This window comes from Pseudomonas sp. TH06 (assembly GCF_016651305.1).
Classification (GTDB): domain Bacteria; phylum Pseudomonadota; class Gammaproteobacteria; order Pseudomonadales; family Pseudomonadaceae; genus Aquipseudomonas.
In genome coordinates this window covers 2,043,708-2,059,824 of sequence record NZ_JAEKEC010000001.1, presented here as the reverse complement: position 1 = coordinate 2,059,824, position 16,117 = coordinate 2,043,708, and the positions used below count along the sequence as shown (strand labels likewise).

The 16,117-nt window shown below is 58.8% G+C and carries 15 protein-coding genes; 8 read left to right on the top strand and 7 right to left on the bottom strand.

Going from position 1 to position 16,117, the window contains the following annotated elements; genetic code table 11:
• Nucleotides 1-122: 122 nt before the first annotated feature.
• From dgcA to JFT86_RS09220, 3 genes are all read right to left on the bottom strand, one after another.
• A complete protein-coding gene (gene dgcA, locus JFT86_RS09230; RefSeq protein WP_201236508.1) occupies nt 123-2,183 on the bottom strand; it encodes a dimethylglycine demethylation protein DgcA in 2,061 nt (686 codons plus the stop codon).
• Nucleotides 2,184-2,198: 15 nt separating this feature from the next.
• Entirely contained in the window at nt 2,199-2,729 is a 531-nt protein-coding gene (locus JFT86_RS09225; RefSeq protein WP_005792152.1) for a DUF5943 domain-containing protein, read from the bottom strand.
• A 78-nt stretch (nt 2,730-2,807) separates the two neighbouring features.
• Nucleotides 2,808-3,785, bottom strand: coding sequence for a dipeptidase (locus tag JFT86_RS09220; RefSeq protein WP_060542339.1), 978 nt, complete (start codon nt 3,783-3,785; stop codon nt 2,808-2,810).
• 234 nt (nt 3,786-4,019) lie between these two features.
• On the opposite strand from JFT86_RS09220, the gene JFT86_RS09215 reads away from it, so the two are divergent.
• Together JFT86_RS09215 and JFT86_RS09210 are read left to right on the top strand one after the other, a co-directional pair.
• A complete protein-coding gene (locus JFT86_RS09215) occupies nt 4,020-4,421 on the top strand; it encodes a lysozyme inhibitor LprI family protein (RefSeq protein ID WP_201236507.1) in 402 nt (133 codons plus the stop codon).
• 47 nt (nt 4,422-4,468) lie between these two features.
• Entirely contained in the window at nt 4,469-4,891 is a 423-nt protein-coding gene (locus tag JFT86_RS09210; protein ID WP_201236506.1) for a DUF3010 family protein, read from the top strand.
• Nucleotides 4,892-4,933: 42 nt separating this feature from the next.
• On the opposite strand, the gene JFT86_RS09205 is transcribed toward JFT86_RS09210, so the two are convergent.
• Both JFT86_RS09205 and JFT86_RS09200 read right to left on the bottom strand, forming a co-directional pair.
• The gene (locus tag JFT86_RS09205) at nt 4,934-5,926 is read right to left on the bottom strand and encodes a hypothetical protein (RefSeq protein WP_201236505.1); all 993 of its coding nucleotides are present in this window, start codon (nt 5,924-5,926) and stop codon (nt 4,934-4,936) included.
• 66 nt (nt 5,927-5,992) lie between these two features.
• Entirely contained in the window at nt 5,993-6,940 is a 948-nt protein-coding gene (locus JFT86_RS09200) for a GlxA family transcriptional regulator (protein WP_201236504.1), read from the bottom strand.
• A gap of 192 nt (nt 6,941-7,132) precedes the next feature.
• On the opposite strand from JFT86_RS09200, the gene JFT86_RS09195 reads away from it, so the two are divergent.
• The 6 genes from JFT86_RS09195 (at nt 7,133) to JFT86_RS09170 (ending at nt 12,657) form a co-directional block, all read left to right on the top strand.
• Entirely contained in the window at nt 7,133-8,077 is a 945-nt protein-coding gene (locus JFT86_RS09195) for a choline ABC transporter substrate-binding protein (RefSeq protein WP_201236503.1), read from the top strand.
• Between the two features lie 75 nt (nt 8,078-8,152).
• On the top strand, nt 8,153-9,040 hold the full coding sequence (locus JFT86_RS09190; protein WP_201236502.1) for a 3-keto-5-aminohexanoate cleavage protein: 888 nt from the start codon (nt 8,153-8,155) through the stop codon (nt 9,038-9,040).
• A 173-nt stretch (nt 9,041-9,213) separates the two neighbouring features.
• Nucleotides 9,214-10,179 carry an L-carnitine dehydrogenase gene (locus JFT86_RS09185; RefSeq protein ID WP_201236501.1) on the top strand — a complete coding sequence of 322 codons (966 nt, stop codon included), beginning with the start codon at nt 9,214-9,216 and terminating at the stop codon, nt 10,177-10,179.
• A 179-nt stretch (nt 10,180-10,358) separates the two neighbouring features.
• Complete coding sequence (locus JFT86_RS09180) at nt 10,359-10,835, top strand: thioesterase family protein (RefSeq protein ID WP_201236500.1); 477 nt, start codon at nt 10,359-10,361, stop codon at nt 10,833-10,835.
• Between the two features lie 24 nt (nt 10,836-10,859).
• Nucleotides 10,860-12,023 (top strand): gamma-butyrobetaine dioxygenase, encoded by a 1,164-nt coding sequence (locus JFT86_RS09175; protein ID WP_201231546.1) that lies wholly within the window; start codon nt 10,860-10,862, stop codon nt 12,021-12,023.
• Between the two features lie 370 nt (nt 12,024-12,393).
• A complete protein-coding gene (locus JFT86_RS09170; protein WP_007962640.1) occupies nt 12,394-12,657 on the top strand; it encodes a hypothetical protein in 264 nt (87 codons plus the stop codon).
• Nucleotides 12,658-12,744: 87 nt separating this feature from the next.
• Here JFT86_RS09170 and JFT86_RS09165 read toward each other — a convergent pair whose 3' ends face one another.
• Complete coding sequence (locus JFT86_RS09165) at nt 12,745-13,848, bottom strand: GlxA family transcriptional regulator (RefSeq protein ID WP_007949927.1); 1,104 nt, start codon at nt 13,846-13,848, stop codon at nt 12,745-12,747.
• Nucleotides 13,849-14,472: 624 nt separating this feature from the next.
• Nucleotides 14,473-15,849 (bottom strand): L-serine ammonia-lyase, encoded by a 1,377-nt coding sequence (locus JFT86_RS09160; RefSeq protein WP_201236499.1) that lies wholly within the window; start codon nt 15,847-15,849, stop codon nt 14,473-14,475.
• Nucleotides 15,850-16,117 lie beyond the last annotated feature (268 nt).

Here is a 16,117-nt window from a genome sequence, read left to right as displayed (position 1 = left end):
ATGCCTTGCCCGATTCCTGTAGGAGTGAGCCTGCTCGCGATTCAGTCGCCGCGGTACATCAGGCAGACCGCGTTATCGTTCATCGCGAGCAGGCTCACTCCTACAAAGGGATCCACAAGCCGTTAGAAATCCTTGCAGAGCCGCAGGGCGTCGTAGATCGCGGCGTGGGTGTTGCGTTGCGCCACGCAGTCGCCGATGCGGAACAGCAAATAGCCGTCACCCGTGGTGCTCAACGATGGCTGCGGCTTGATCGCGAACAGCGCGTCGATGTCGATCTGGCCCTTGTTGCGCGAACCGTCCTTGAGTCCGTAATACAGCTCTTCGTCCGGACGCACGCCGTTCTCCACCACCACTTGATCGACCACCCGCTCCTCTTTGGCGCCGGTGTATTCGTTCTCCAGCACCGCGACCAGTTTGTCGCCCTCGCGGTAGACCTTCTCCAGCATCATGTCGCCGGTCATGATCACTTCTTTCGGGTACATGCTGCGGTAGTAAGTCGGGAAAGACGTACCGCCGATGGCCACGCCCGGTTTGATGTCGTCGGTGACGATCTCGACCTGACTGCCCTTGTCCGCGAGGAAGTCGGCAACCGACATCCCGGTGAACTCACAAATGGTGTCGTAGACCAGCACGTTTTTGCCTGGCGCCACCTTGCCGTCGAGCACGTCCCAACTGCTGACCACCAGCCCTTCGGCAGCGCCCCAGTGTTCGTTCTGCTCAAGGAACGGATGCCCGCCGACCGCCAGCACCACCACATCCGGACGCAAATCCATGATGGTCGCGATGTCCGCTGCCGTGCCCAGACGCAGATCGACTTTCAGCCGCGCCAGCTCCAGCTGGAACCAGCGGGTGATGCCGGCAATCTGGTCACGCTGCGGCGCTTTCGACGCCGTGGTGATCTGCCCGCCGATGAATTCTTTTTTCTCGAACAACGTCACGTCGTGGCCACGTTCGGCCGACACACGCGCCGCTTCCATGCCCGCCGGGCCGGCACCGACGACCACCACTTTGCGTTTGACGCCCGTGGACTTCTCGATGATGTGCGGCACGCCCATGTATTCACGGGAGGTCGCGGCGTTCTGGATGCACAGCACATCGAGACCTTGGTACTGACGGTCGATGCAGTAGTTGGCGCCAACGCACTGTTTGATCTGATCGATCTGGCCCATCTTGATCTTGGCGATCAGGTGCGGGTCGGCGATGTGCGCTCGGGTCATGCCGACCATGTCGACGTAACCGCCTTCAAGAATGCGCGTGGCCTGGTTCGGGTCCTTGATGTTCTGCGCGTGCAGCACCGGTGCCTTGACCACTTCCTTGATACCGGCCGCCAGGTGCAGAAACGGCTCCGGTGGATAACTCATGTTGGGGATAACGTTGGCCAGGGTGTTGTGGGTGTCGCACCCTGAACCCACGACACCAATGAAATCGATCATGCCGGTGTCGTCGTAGTATTTGGCGATCTGCTTCATGTCCTCGTGGGACAAGCCGTCCGGGTGGAATTCGTCACCGCACAAACGGATGCCGACGCAGAAATCATCGCCGACTTCCTTGCGCACAGCCTTGAGCACTTCGAGGCCAAAACGCATGCGGTTCTCGAAACTGCCGCCCCACTCGTCAGTACGTTTGTTGACGCGTGGACTCCAGAACTGGTCGATCATGTGCTGGTGCACGGCGGACAGCTCAACACCGTCGAGACCACCGGCCTTGGCCCGTGCCGCAGCGGTGGCGTAATTGCCGATCACCCGCCAGATTTCTTCCGGCTCGATGGTTTTGCAGGTCGCACGGTGCACCGGTTCACGGATGCCCGACGGCGACAGCAGAGTCGGCCAATGCTCGCCGTCCCAGCGCGAGCGCCGGCCCATGTGGGTAATCTGGATCATGATCTTGGCGCCATGTTTGTGCATGGCGTCAGCCAGATTCTGGAAGTGCGGAATGATCCGGTCGTCGGCCAGGTTCACCGATTTCCACCAGCCTTGCGGGCTGTCGATGGCCACGCTGGAAGAACCGCCGCAAATCGCCAGGCCGATGCCGCCCTTGGCTTTCTCTTCGTAGTATTTGACGTAGCGGTCGGTGGTCATGCCGCCGTCCGTTGCGTAGACCTCGGCGTGCGCGGTGCTGAGCACGCGGTTGCGGATGGTCAGTTTGCCGATCTGGATCGGCTGGAACATTGCTTCGAAAGCCATGGCGGGTTCCTCGACTTACAACGGCTTGACGGTGAACAGGCCGTCGTCGTGGCCTTCTTCGGAGCCACCGTAAACTTGCTCGGCAACTGTGCGAATCTTGCTGCCGCGAGCCTCAAGAATCTGATCCATGGCACCGGCAAACCAGCCGGTGAACATGTAGTCGACCTTGCGCCCGACCTTGCCGTAGACGTAGACGAACGCCGAGTGTTCGAGCTTGACGCTGGCGGTGCCTTTGTCGAGGTCGATGTCCTGAATCTTGAACAGGCCCCAGCCGCGTTGCGACAGGCGCTTCATGTAATGTTCGAACACCGCGACGCCTTCCAGGCCGTGGCATTCAGCTTCTTTTTCGCACCAGTGCCAGGCGGATTTGTAGCCCGCCTTGTAGAGGATCTCGGCATAGGCGTCTGCGCCCAGCACTTCCTCGATGCCCATGTGGTTGTTGACGAAGAAATGCCTCGGCACGTAGAGCATCGGCAGGGCGTCGGAGGTCCAGACACCGGTCTCGCTGTCGACTTCGATTGGCAATTGCGGGGCGATCTTGGCCATGGAAAGTTAACTCCAGAAAATTTGGTTTGTTGCCTCCGGCGCGGACGGCCGGGGGAAAGGATTCAGAAGTGCGGCGGTTTATTCGCCCCAGACGTCCTTGAGGACGTTGACCCAGTTTTCGCCCATGATCTTGCGCACTACGCGCTCGGGGTGGCCGCGCTTGAGCAGGGTTTCGGTCAGGTTCGGGAACTCGCCGACGGTGCGGATGCCCAGCGGGTTGATGATCTTGCCGAAGCTGGTCAGACGGCGGGCATAGCCCTTGTCGTGGGTCAGGTATTCGAAGAAGTCCTGACCGTGGCCCTGGGTGAAGTCGGTGCCGATGCCGATGGCGTCTTCGCCGACGATGTTCATCACGTATTCGATGGCTTCGGCGTAGTCGTCGATGGTCGAATCGATGCCCTTGGCGAGGAACGGCGCGAACATGGTCACGCCGACAAAACCGCCATGGTCGGCGATGAACTTCAGTTCTTCATCGGACTTGTTGCGCGGATGCTCTTTGAGACCCGACGGCAGGCAGTGGGAGTAGCAGACCGGTTTTTTCGATTCGAGGATGACTTCCTCGGACGTCTTCGAGCCGACGTGGGACAGGTCGCACATGACGCCGACGCGGTTCATTTCGGCAACGATCTCGCGACCGAAACCCGACAGGCCGCCATCACGCTCGTAGCAACCGGTGCCGACCAGATTCTGGGTGTTGTAGCACATCTGCACGATGCCGACGCCGAGCTGCTTGAACACCTCGACATAGCCGATCTGGTCTTCAAACGCGTGGGCATTCTGAAAGCCGAAGAGGATGCCGGTCTTGCCCTGCTCCTTGGCCTTGCGAATGTCGGCGGTGGTGCGCACCGGCATCACCAGGTCGCTGTTTTCGCGGATCAGCTTCTGGCTGGCGGCGATATTGTTCACGGTCGCCTGAAAGCCTTCCCACACCGACACGGTGCAGTTGGCCGCCGTCAGACCGCCCTTGCGCATGTCTTCGAACAGCTCGCGGTTCCATTTGGCAATGATCAGACCGTCGATAACGATGCTGTCGGCGTGTAATTCGGCTGGGCTCATCAGGCGTCCCCTTATTGGCGATTCATGCGCCGAATCGTCTGCCGGCGCTTTGGGGCCAGCATATGCCTCGGTGCCGGGGCGACCGGGTGCAAAAACGACAGGGGAATTGCCGAAAGCGTCAATCCGCGACAAAGGGTCGCCAAGCGACCCGACCGGCCACCTGTTCAAGGCTGCAAGCTTGAGCCAGAATCTCCCGCATCTTGGAAACATCACTGGATTAGAGCGGCGACAACAATGAAATCGATCTTCCTGGCTTTGGCACTGCTTGCGACCGGCGTACACGCCGCCGAAGAGTCCGAGAACAACCCGTGCGACGCAGTCGAAAACGACGTCCAGACCCTGGAATGCTCGACCTACAGCCGCACCACCGCCGAAGACCTGCTCAAGGACAACTACGCCAGCCTCAACGAGCGCATGCAAACGGCGTACGGCAAGAACCCGACGCAATTGGCGGATATCACCGCCAAATTGAAGACGGCACAACAGCAGTGGCTGAAGACGCGGGATGCGGATTGCGCGGTTGAGGCGTTCCCGGCGACGGCGGGGAGCAAGGCTTTTACCATTGCGCAGAATGATTGCGTGGCGCGGATGAGTGATGAGCGGTCGGAGTTTTTGGAGTCGATTGGGCAGGAATAAGCATCTGCGCTGTAAGCTGCCCGTCTATAGCCAATCTAGGTAATCACATGAACATCTGCGGCATTGAAATCAAAGGCAGCGAAGCGATCATCGCCGTGGCCGCTCTCGACGGTTCGGCCTTGACCCACGTTGCGCTCAGCACAAAGAAAATCGCCCTCGACGATGACGATGAGGCGGCCAACGTCAAACGTTTCGCGGCGCAGGTGGCGTCGTTTGTCCGTGAGAATTCGATTGACCGGATTGCGATCAAGAAGCGCAGCAAGAAGGGTGAGTTTGCCGGTGGGCCGACGACGTTCAAGATTGAGGGTGTGTTTCAGTTGCTCGATGGTTGTGAGGTGACGTTGTTGTCACCGCAGACGATCAATGCGCAGGCGAAAAAGCATAATTTCGAACTGCCGGGGACGCTGAACAAGTATCAGTATGAGGCTTACAAAGCGGCGTGTTCGGCACTTATAAAAAACACCAGATGATCACGATGCGGACCGAAACGGTCCACATCGCTTTATTCATGCCTATAGATCACACTTTTTACGAACAAATGAAGACGGAACCTCTACGCCATCTTCAAGGAACGATTGCACACTAACAACTTGCGTATTATTCGGATCCACAAGAACAATATCCTTGCTTGCCCCCATAAAAACAACCGGCATGTCGCTCGTAACATTGGAGCAATCGTGCTTATCATTGAAGTCCAACACACGAGCTAACTTATACACCTTCTCAGGCATATACTCATCATCCAAATAGCGATGCGACCACCCCCAACAAAAACCCATTACAACAATGGAGAAAACAATTAAAAAGAATGAGTTTATAGGTACCGAATCATACCAATCACTCCAACTTTTAGATCTCACCCAGCCAATAAAGTTAAGCGTATGAATTCCTGCAACCAGACCCAACACAATAACAAATGATGAAAGATATTTGAAAACTATCAAGGCAGAGACAAATGTCAATGTGAATGAAAATACCGAAGCATCGACAGCGAATACATTATTGATAGCGCTAGCAGCCTTCGCTGTTGAAAACACCACTAACCCTGAAATACTGACTGATACAATTAGCTTCGTAAACCCATACTGCCAAAGACTTCTGAAAACTGACAGCCTTTCTATCTGAACTCCCAGATAAAGCATCGCAAGTGCAGTACCCCAAATCTTAAATGCAAAACTGTTTTCATCTAGCCAATCAAAGTCTGGATTACCATGAGTTCCATTTACTAGCAGAACAATTGCAATAATCGCCAACAACAGCAACGCATGCCAAACACTTGACTCAGCGTCTTCTTTCTTATCCCTTTCTTCCCGCCTAAACTCTTCAAGAACTTCTAAAATATCCCCAACATAAGTCTTCAGCGTTCTATCTATCGCTCCACCTCTATTCTTTTTCTCATCGTTGGAAACCTCCTCATGAATAGCCTCGAGCACCTCCTCACTCGTCAGCGGGGATCTACTCTTATACTTCAGTTCAGTTCCACTATTAAAAAACATATCCAACACACCTTACTCTTCCATTGAGCTTTGATTTAAACCCAGACCAGCTCATCGACATCGATCGGAATTTCTTTAAATTTTACTCAGAGCCCTTCGATCCTCCCTCGGACACCGAACAAACTTCGCCCGGTAGCTACGGGTGAAGTAGGACGGTGATTCGAAGCCGCAGGCGATGCTGACTTCGAGCACGCTCATGTCGGTCTGGCGCAACAGCTGCCGGGCCTTTTCCAGGCGCAGGCGCAGGTAGAAATTGCTCGGCGTGTCGTTCAGGTGCAGCCGAAACAAGCGCTCCAGTTGCCGCCGCGTCACTTTGATCGATTCCGCCAGTTCCAGCGTGGTCAGCGGCGGTTCGCTGTGCTGCTCCATCTCGCCAATCACCTGCACCAGTTTCTTGTTATTGATGCCGTAACGCGTGGCGACTTCCATGCGCTGGTGGTCTTTGCGCGGGCGAATGCGCCCCAGCACAAACTGCTCGCTGACCTGGATCGCCAGTTGCGGGCCATGGGCCTGGGCGATCAGATCGAGCATTAAATCGATGGAGGCGGTACCACCGGCCGAGGTGATGCGCCGACGGTCGATCTCGAACAACTCCTGGGTCACACTGAGCTGTGGATAAGATTCCTTGAACGCGTCGATGGCTTCCCAGTGCAGGGTCAGACGATGGCCGTCGAGCAGGCCCGCCTCGGCGAGGACGAAGCTGCCAGTGTCGATGGCGCCGAGGGTGACGCCGTCGTTGTCCAGCCGCCGCAACCAATGTTCCAGCGTTGGCGTGGCGAATTTCAGCGGCTCAAACCCGGCCACCACCAGCAACGTCGCACCTTTCTTCAACGGCTCCAGCGCGGCGTCGGCGTTGACCGACATGCCATTGCTCGCCAGCACCGCGCCGCCATCGGCACAGAGCACATGCCAGCGATACAACTCGCCGCGAAAGCGGTTGGCCACGCGCAGCGGTTCGATCGCGGAGATGAAGCCGATGGCGGAGAACCCCGGCATCAGCAAGAAGTAGAAATCCTGGGACATGGGCGCACTCGGTTGGCGGGTCGCGTGGAATGTTGATACGCCAGTTGTCTTCGGCATTCAAGAGCACAGGTCGCTACAGTGCAAGTGCCGGTCGCCGTAGTGCGTTTTGGCCAGCCTGAAGCTGCGTAACTTTGCATCACCGGCGCATCAGACGCCGGGAACCACAATAAACGACCTGCCGAGGAACCCGACATGAAACGACTGATCAGCAGCTGTGTTCTTGCACTCAGCGGTACCGCTTTCTTGAGCGCCAGCGTCATGGCGGCCGAACCCGCGTCTTGCCAGAACGTACGCATGGGCGTGGTCAACTGGACCGACGTGATCGCCACCAGTGCCATGACCCAGGTCCTGCTCGACGGCCTCGGCTACAACACCAAACAAACCAGCGCCTCCCAGCAAATCATCTTCGCCGGGATCCGTGACCAGCGGCTGGATCTGTTCCTCGGTTACTGGAACCCGCTGATGACCCAGACGATCACCCCGTTCGTCGACGCCAATCAGGTCAAGGTTCTCGAAGCACCGAGCCTGAAAGACGCTCGCGCCACCCTCGCCGTGCCGACTTATCTGGCGGACAAGGGCCTGAAAACCTTCGCCGACATCGCCAAGTTTGAAAAAGAGCTGGGCGGCAAGATCTACGGGATCGAGCCGGGTTCGGGCGCCAACACGCAGATCAAGGCGATGATCGCCAAGAACCAGTTCGGCCTCGGCAAATTCCAGTTGGTCGAGTCGAGCGAGGCCGGCATGCTCGCTGCCGTCGACCGCGCCGTGCGCCGCAAAGAGGCGGTGGTGTTCTTCGGCTGGGCGCCGCACCCGATGAACGTCAACGTCAAGATGACTTATCTGACCGGCAGCGACGACGCCCTCGGCCCGAACGAAGGCATGGCCACCGTATGGACCGTTACTGCACCGAAATACGCCGATCAATGCCCAAACATTGGTCGTTTGCTGAGCAACCTGACGTTCACCGCCGAAGACGAGAGCCGGATGATGCAGCCGCTGCTCGACCACAAGGACGCCTTCGAATCAGCCAAGCAGTGGCTCAAGGATCACCCTGAAGACAAGCAACGCTGGCTCGATGGTGTGACCACGTTCGACGGCAAACCTGCCGCAGAAAACCTCCAGCTGACCAGTAAATAACTCACCACGAATAACGCTTCGCAGCCCCCAAGAAGGGCTGCGGACAGACCCATCACGCCTGAAGGAAACCGCACCATGAACCACGACGTCATCATCACCTGCGCACTCACCGGTGCTGGCGACACGACCGCCAAGAGCCCGCACGTGCCGGTCACCCCGAAGCAGATCGCAGCAGCTGCCGTTGAAGCGGCCAAGGCTGGCGCCACCGTTGTGCACTGCCATGTGCGCGATCCGCAGACCGGCAAGTTCAGCCGTGACGTCGCGCTGTACCGCGAGGTGATGGAACGCATCCGCGAGGCTGACGTCGACATCATCGTCAACCTCACCGCCGGCATGGGCGGCGACCTGGAAATCGGTGCCGGCGAGAACCCGATGGAGTTCGGCCCGAACACCGATCTGGTCGGCCCATTGACCCGTCTGGCGCACGTTGAAGAGCTGCTGCCGGAAATCTGCACCCTCGATTGCGGCACGCTGAACTTCGGCGACGGCGACACCATTTACGTTTCGACCCCGGCGCAATTGCGTGCTGGCGGAAAGCGCATTACCGAGCTGGGCGTGAAGGCCGAGCTGGAAATTCTCGACACCGGGCACCTGTGGTTCGCCAAGCAGATGATCAAGGAAGGCCTGCTGGATAACCCGCTGTTCCAGCTGTGCCTGGGCATCCCGTGGGGCGCACCGGCCGACACCACCACCATGAAAGCCATGGTCGACAACTTGCCGGCGGATGCCGTGTGGGCCGGCTTTGGCATTGGCCGGATGCAGATGCCGATGGCTGCGCAAGCGGTGCTGCTGGGCGGCAACGTGCGGGTCGGACTGGAAGACAATCTGTGGCTGGACAAGGGTGTGCTGGCGACCAACGGGCAACTGGTTGAACGCGCCACCGAGATCCTCAGCCGCTTGGGTGCCCGTGTACTCACGCCGGCGGAAGGTCGCAAAAAAATGGGCCTGACCCAGCGCGGTTAACCCTACATCTATTCCCTTTGGGAACCGGAATTGTGGCGAGGGGATTTATCCCCGTTCGGCTGCGCAGCAGTCGCAAAATTCTTGGGGCCGCTGCGCGACCCAACGGGGATAAATCCCCTCGCCACAAGAACCGGTTTCACACGGGAATCACCGAATATTTTCAGGAATTCACCATGAGCTTTATCACCGAAATCAAAACCTTCGCCGCACTGGGCAGCGGTGTCATCGGCAGCGGCTGGGTCGCCCGTGCCCTCGCCCACGGCCTCGATGTGGTCGCCTGGGACCCGGCGCCCGGCGCTGAAGCAGCCTTGCGCAAACGCGTAGCCAATGCCTGGGGCGCACTGGAGAAAAACGGTCTGGCGCCCGGCGCTTCGCAGGATCGTCTGCGTTTTGTCGCGACCATCGAAGAATGCGTGCGCGATGCCGATTTCATTCAGGAAAGCGCCCCCGAGCGCCTGGAACTGAAACTCGAACTGCACAGCAAAATCAGCGCAGCGGCCAAACCCGATGCGCTGATCGGCTCGAGTACTTCCGGTCTGCTACCGAGCAAGTTCTACGAGAGTTCGACTCACCCCGAGCGCTGCGTGGTCGGTCACCCGTTCAACCCGGTTTATCTGCTGCCGCTGGTGGAAGTTGTCGGCGGCAGGAACACCGCGCCAGAAGCCGTTCAGGCCGCAATGAAAGTCTACGAATCCCTCGGCATGCGTCCGCTGCATGTGCGCAAGGAAGTGCCGGGATTCATCGCCGACCGCTTGCTCGAAGCGCTGTGGCGCGAGGCGCTGCACCTGGTCAACGATGGCGTGGCGACGACGGGCGAGATCGACGATGCAATCCGTTTTGGCGCCGGTTTGCGCTGGTCGTTCATGGGCACGTTCCTGACTTATACGCTGGCTGGGGGTGATGCCGGGATGCGCCACTTCATGTCGCAATTCGGCCCGGCGTTGCAGTTGCCGTGGACGTATTTGCCGGCGCCGGAGCTGACTGACAAGTTGATCGATGATGTGGTGGATGGCACTAGCGATCAGCTCGGGCGGCACAGCATTTCGGCGCTGGAGCGCTATCGTGATGATTGTTTGCTGGCGGTGCTTGAGGCGGTGAAAACCACCAAGGAAAAGCATGGGATGAGTTTCAGCGAATAAACGCAGTTCCCTGTGGCGAGGGAGCTTGCTCCCGCTCGGCCGCGAAGCGGTCGTAAAACCAGCGAGTGCGGCCTGACTGACACACCGCGTCAAGAGGTTTTGGGACTGCTGCGCAGTCCAGCGGGAGCAAGCTCCCTCGCCACAAGTGTGTATTTCGCCAGCGACCTATGGAGTTCAGCATGCCGCACCTCACCACCTACCAAACTCGCATCATCCCCGACTGGGTCGACTACAACGGCCACCTGCGCGATGCCTTCTACCTGCTGATCTTCAGCTACGCCACCGACGCCCTCATGGATCGTCTAGGCATGGACAGCAACAACCGCGAAGCCAGCGGCAACTCCCTGTTCACCCTCGAGTTGCACCTCAACTATCTGCACGAAGTGAAGCTCGACACCGACGTCGAAGTGCGCACGCAAATCATCGGTCACGACAGCAAACGCCTGCACCTCTATCACAGCCTGCACCTGGTGGATGACGAGCAGGAACTGGCCGGCAATGAACAGATGCTGCTACACGTCGACCTCGCCGGACCACGTTCGGCGCCGTTCAGTCCGGACACCTTGAGCCGCCTGCAAAGCATCGTCGCCGAGCAGCAAGACTTGCCCGCCCCCGCTTACATCGGCCGCGTGATCGCGCTGCCACCCGCCCGGTAAATCCATCACTCGCAAGGAGCCGCCATGAACACCGCTGCCGCTGTTGCCGATTTCCGTACTTATCCGTTGATCAGCGCGCTCGGTGGCGTGCAGACGTTGGCGGATCGCATTTCGATTGCATGGGCCGATGGTCGCATCAGCCCGTTTCACCATGTCTGGTTGCGAGACAACTGCCCGTGTCAGCAGTGCGTCTACAGCGTCACCCGCGAGCAGGTTTTCGAGATTGTGGATGCCGCTGATGACCTCAAGCCTGCCGCCGCGCACATCGATAGCGACGGCTGCCTGCGCATCGACTGGCAGGACGGCCATTCGAGCCGCCTCGATCCGGGCTGGCTGCGTGCACATGCCTATGACGAAGAATCCCGCGCCGAACGCCTGGCCGCCAAACCCAAGGCTTATCTGTGGCGCAGCGATTTGCAATTGCCGGTGTTCGATTACTCGGCGCTGATGAACGACAACGCCGCGCTGCTGCATTGGCTGATTGCTGTACGCGATATCGGTCTGACCCAGGTGCGCGGCGTACCGACCGAACCTGGTTCGTTGAAACTGATTGCGCAACGCATCTCCTTCATCCGCGAAAGCAATTTCGGCGTGCTATTCAACGTGCAATCCAAGGCCGATGCCGACAGCAACGCCTACACCGCTTTCAATTTGCCGCTGCACACGGATCTGCCGACTCGGGAGCTGCAACCGGGGCTGCAATTTCTGCATTGTCTGGTGAATGACGCCGAGGGTGGCGAGAGTATTTTTGTCGACGGATTTGCGATTGCCGATGCGTTGCGTCAGGAAGACCCCGAGTCGTTCAAGGACCTTTGCGAGATCCCGGTGGAATTTCGCAACAAGGATCGTCACAGCGACTATCGCTGTCTCGCGCCGGTCATCGCGCTGGATACATTGGGCCGGGTCGCGGAGATTCGCATGGCGAATTTTCTGCGTGGGGCGTTTGATACATCGGTGGAGCAGATGCCACTGCTGTATCGCGCCTACCGGCGCTTTATCGCGATGACCCGCGAGCCACGGTTTCGCTTGATGCAGCGGCTCAATCCGGGCGAGTTGTGGTGCTTCGACAATCGCCGCACGCTGCATGCGCGCAATGCCTTTGACCCGGCGACCGGGGCGCGGCATTTCCAGGGCTGCTACATCGATCGGGATGAGTTGTTGTCGCGGATTCTGGTGTTGCAACGCTAGACCGCGTCATCGTTCATCGCTGGCAAGCCAGCTCCCACAGGTGAATGCATTTCAACTGTAGGAGTGAGCCTGCTCGCGATGGCGTCAAATCAATCACCACCACACTATCTGATTCACAGCCAAAAAAAGCCCCGATACAAGCCGTGACAGGATCGGGGCAGAGGGTACTGTTGAGGAGCTGCCGTGCGAGGGTGACCAAACCTTCGTGTTGCAAGCTGAGTTCAGTGTGCCCACTCCCCTCAGCGACGAGTTAGCCGAAAACGACCTGTTCATAGCCGTCGCGGCCACTGCGACAAATCGCCCTTGCCGTCCCTTCCCATGCCTACCAGAATCGAGCCACGACCTCCGTTGCCGAAGAAGGATTCGCCTCATGATGTACGCCGACTTGATTGATCAGGAAGACCTGTTGGGCCAGCTCAAGGCGTTGGGTTTTCAGGTGCCGAGCGGTTCTACCGCCGAGCAGGCTTGTGAGTGTGCGGTGCGTGGCCTGGATAATGTTCGCGCATTTGAATTGCGCAAAATGGTCAAGGACATGTACACCAGCGGCGCGAGTATCCAGCCTGCGGTGCGTCAGGCGATCGACAAACAGTTGTTGCCGGCATTGGCGGACTACCAGCAAAGCCATAGCGCCTGAGAAATCCATTCGCGAGCAGGCTCGCTCCCACATTGGAATGCATTCATATGTGGGAGCGAGCCTGCTCGCGAAGAACGATGACGCGGTCTACAGCCTTACACTGGCAAACGTCGACTCATTGCGCGCCTGACTCAACGCCGACATCGGCCCCGACAGCGGCGACATCACGATCGCCTGCGGCAGTGGCAGCATCGCCACTTGCTGGGTGGTGTTGGAACCTACGCGCTCGTCACGCGGCGGAATGCCGAAGTATTCGCGGTAGCACTTGGAGAAGTGCGGCGTCGAGACGAAACCACACACCGATGCCACTTCGATGATCGACATCGGCGTCTGCTTGAGCAGTTGCCGTGCACGGATCAGCCGCAGCTTGAGGTAGTAGCGCGACGGCGAGCAATGCAGGTATTTCTGGAACAGCCGCTCCAACTGTCGACGCGACACGGCGACGTACACCGCCAATTCGTCGAGGTCGATCGGTTCTTCCAGATTGGCTTCCATCAGCGCAACGATTTCCTGCAACTTCGGCTGATTGGTGCCGAGCATGTGCTTGAGCGGCACACGCTGGTGATCCTGTTCGTTGCGGATACGCTCGTAGACGAACATCTCCGAAATCGCGGCGGACAGCTCACGGCCGTGATCACGACTGATCAGGTGCAGCATCATGTCCAGCGGCGCGGTGCCGCCGGAGCTGGTGAAACGGTTGCGGTCGAGGGTGAACAAGCGCGTGCTCATCGCCACCCGCGGGAAAGCTTCCTGCATCGCCGCCAGACATTCCCAGTGCACGCTGCAATCGAAGCCGTCGAGCAGGCCGGCGCAGGCCAGTGCCCAACTGCCGGTGCACACGGCGCCGAGGCGTTTGGACTGGCGCGCCTGGCTTTGCAGCCACGACACGTGTTCACGGGTCACGGTGCGTTGAATGCCGATGCCGCCGCAGACAATCACGGTGTCCAGTGGTGGGGCTTTGTGCATGGAGGCGTCGGGGGTGATTTGCAGACCGTCACTGGCCCACACCTGCCCGCCATCGACGGTAAGGGTGCTCCAGCGATACAGCTCGCGACCGGACAATTGGTTGGCCATGCGTAGAGGTTCTACTGCGGAGGCCAGGGAAATCAGCGTGAAATTGTCCAGCAGCAGAAAGCCGATGGATTGAGGCGCACGGTTCTGGGGTTGAGCCCCGGAGTTGAACGACGTCATCGCGGTATCTCCTCACACAAAGCGGGTGATGGCCTCAGGCGGAGGCTCTTGTTATTGCCATCGTTCTCTTGCGTGAGACGGGGCTTTGTTATGACAGAGCAATTGCCATGCCTAAAATTGAATGTGCGTTCAATAACTCCTGAAAACGACGTCGCGACGTGTCTATACGAGCCGTCCGACGAAAGGTATTTCGAAGTGCCATCAGCGGCCGCAAAAGCCCTGCCCCGATACGTGTGAGCAAATCGGTAGCACTTGTGGGAACAGGCCTGCGCGCGGCTGGCGGGGAGTGTCACCGCAGGCACGGGTGACGGACGGTAGGGTGTGCTGATTGCCTGTTACAGGTGGGAAAGACTCTTATCTGATTGCGACGCGCTAAAAGGTGGCGCGTTTGATCGTGAGTGTTCACTTGATGAGCAATTTTGACTGGTCTGAGGCGCTCCAATCTTTCCAAATCAAACATAAATCCTGTGGCGAGGGGATTTATCCCCGATCGGCTGCGCAGCAGTCGTAAACCCATTCACCGCGGTGTGTCAGGCAAAACTCAATTACAGGATTTGGGGCCGCTTCGCAGCCCATCGGGGCGGTGCGACGTTTCGCTAAATCCCCTCGCCACAGAAAAATGTGTCAGCACTCAACCGCGCTGACCGCCAGGCCACCCCGCGAGGTCTCTTTATATTTGTCATGCATGTCGGCGCCGGTATCGCGCATGGTACGGATCACCCGATCCAGCGAAATGAAGTGCTGGCCATCGCCACGCAAAGCCATCTGCGCCGCGTTGATCGCTTTCACCGCCGCAATCGCATTGCGCTCGATGCAGGGCACCTGCACCAGTCCACCGACCGGATCGCAGGTCAGACCCAGGTTATGTTCCAGGCCGATTTCCGCCGCGTTGCACAACTGCTCCGGCGTGGCGCCAAGAATCTCCGCCAGCCCTGCCGCTGCCATGGCGCACGCCGAACCGACTTCGCCCTGACAACCGACTTCAGCGCCGGAGATCGAAGCATTCTTCTTGCACAGAATCCCCACCGCCGCCGCGCTGAGGAAATAGTCGACCACGTTGGCGTCGGTCACCGCTTCACTGAACTTCATAAAATAGTGCAAGACTGCCGGGATGATCCCCGCCGCACCATTGGTCGGCGCCGTGACCATGCGCCCGCCCGCAGCGTTTTCTTCATTCACGGCGAGGGCGAACAGGTTGACCCATTCCATCGCGCTCAGCGTCGAGCCGATCACATTGGGTTTGTTCAGCTCCTGCAGGCTGCGATGCAACTTCGCCGCACGTCGACGCACATTCAAACCGCCCGGCAGAATGCCTTCGTGCTTGAGGCCCTGCTCGACGCAGTCCTGCATCGCCCGCCACAGTTTCATCAGTCCGGCGCGGATTTCCTCTTCACTGCGCCAGACCTTTTCGTTGGCCATCATCAGTTCGGCCACGCGCAGGTTGTTGTTCTTGCACAGCTCCAGCAGTTCGACGGCACTGGAAAAGTCATAAGGCAATTCGGTGCGATCAAGATCGACAACACCACTGGAGGCTTGCGCCTGATCCACGACAAAACCGCCACCCACCGAATAGTAGGTGTCGCGGTGCAACTCACCGTGATCGCCTTCGGCAACCAGCGTCATGGCATTGGGATGAAACGGCAGGTTTTCGTCGATCAGGCGCATGTCGCGAGCCCAGACAAACGGCACCGACAGGCGACCATCCAGAAGCAGGGTGTGGGTTTCACGCAGCGCCTGAATGCGCGGGCCGATCTGCGACGGGTCGATTGCGTCCGGCCATTCGCCCATCAGGCCCATGATCACCGCGTTGTCGCTGCCGTGACCGATACCGGTGGCCGACAGCGATCCGAACAGTTGCACCTCGATCCGCCGCACCTGTTCCAGCAGGTGTTTGCCCCTGAGCGACTCGACGAATAACGCCGCGGCGCGCATTGGCCCGACGGTGTGGGAACTGGAAGGGCCGATGCCGATTTTGAACAGGTCGAAAACGCTGATAGCCATTGCTGCAGAGCTCCTGAGGATGCCGATCCGGGGCGATAAGCGCCCGCTGGCGGAGCTGCTACGCTCAAGCTGCGATCCGCCGGAATGCCCGCATCATCAGGCTTTTGTCAGGTCGCACGGCGTCTGACACCGACGCACTCATGCCCACTAACGCCGTGCCGCTTTCGTCCCCGGTTTTCGCCGTTTTTATGCGGTTCAGATGGCCAGACGGGGCCAAAAAAAGCTGTAAGCGACGTCACTGACACTGGATGCGACCATCCCTGTACTG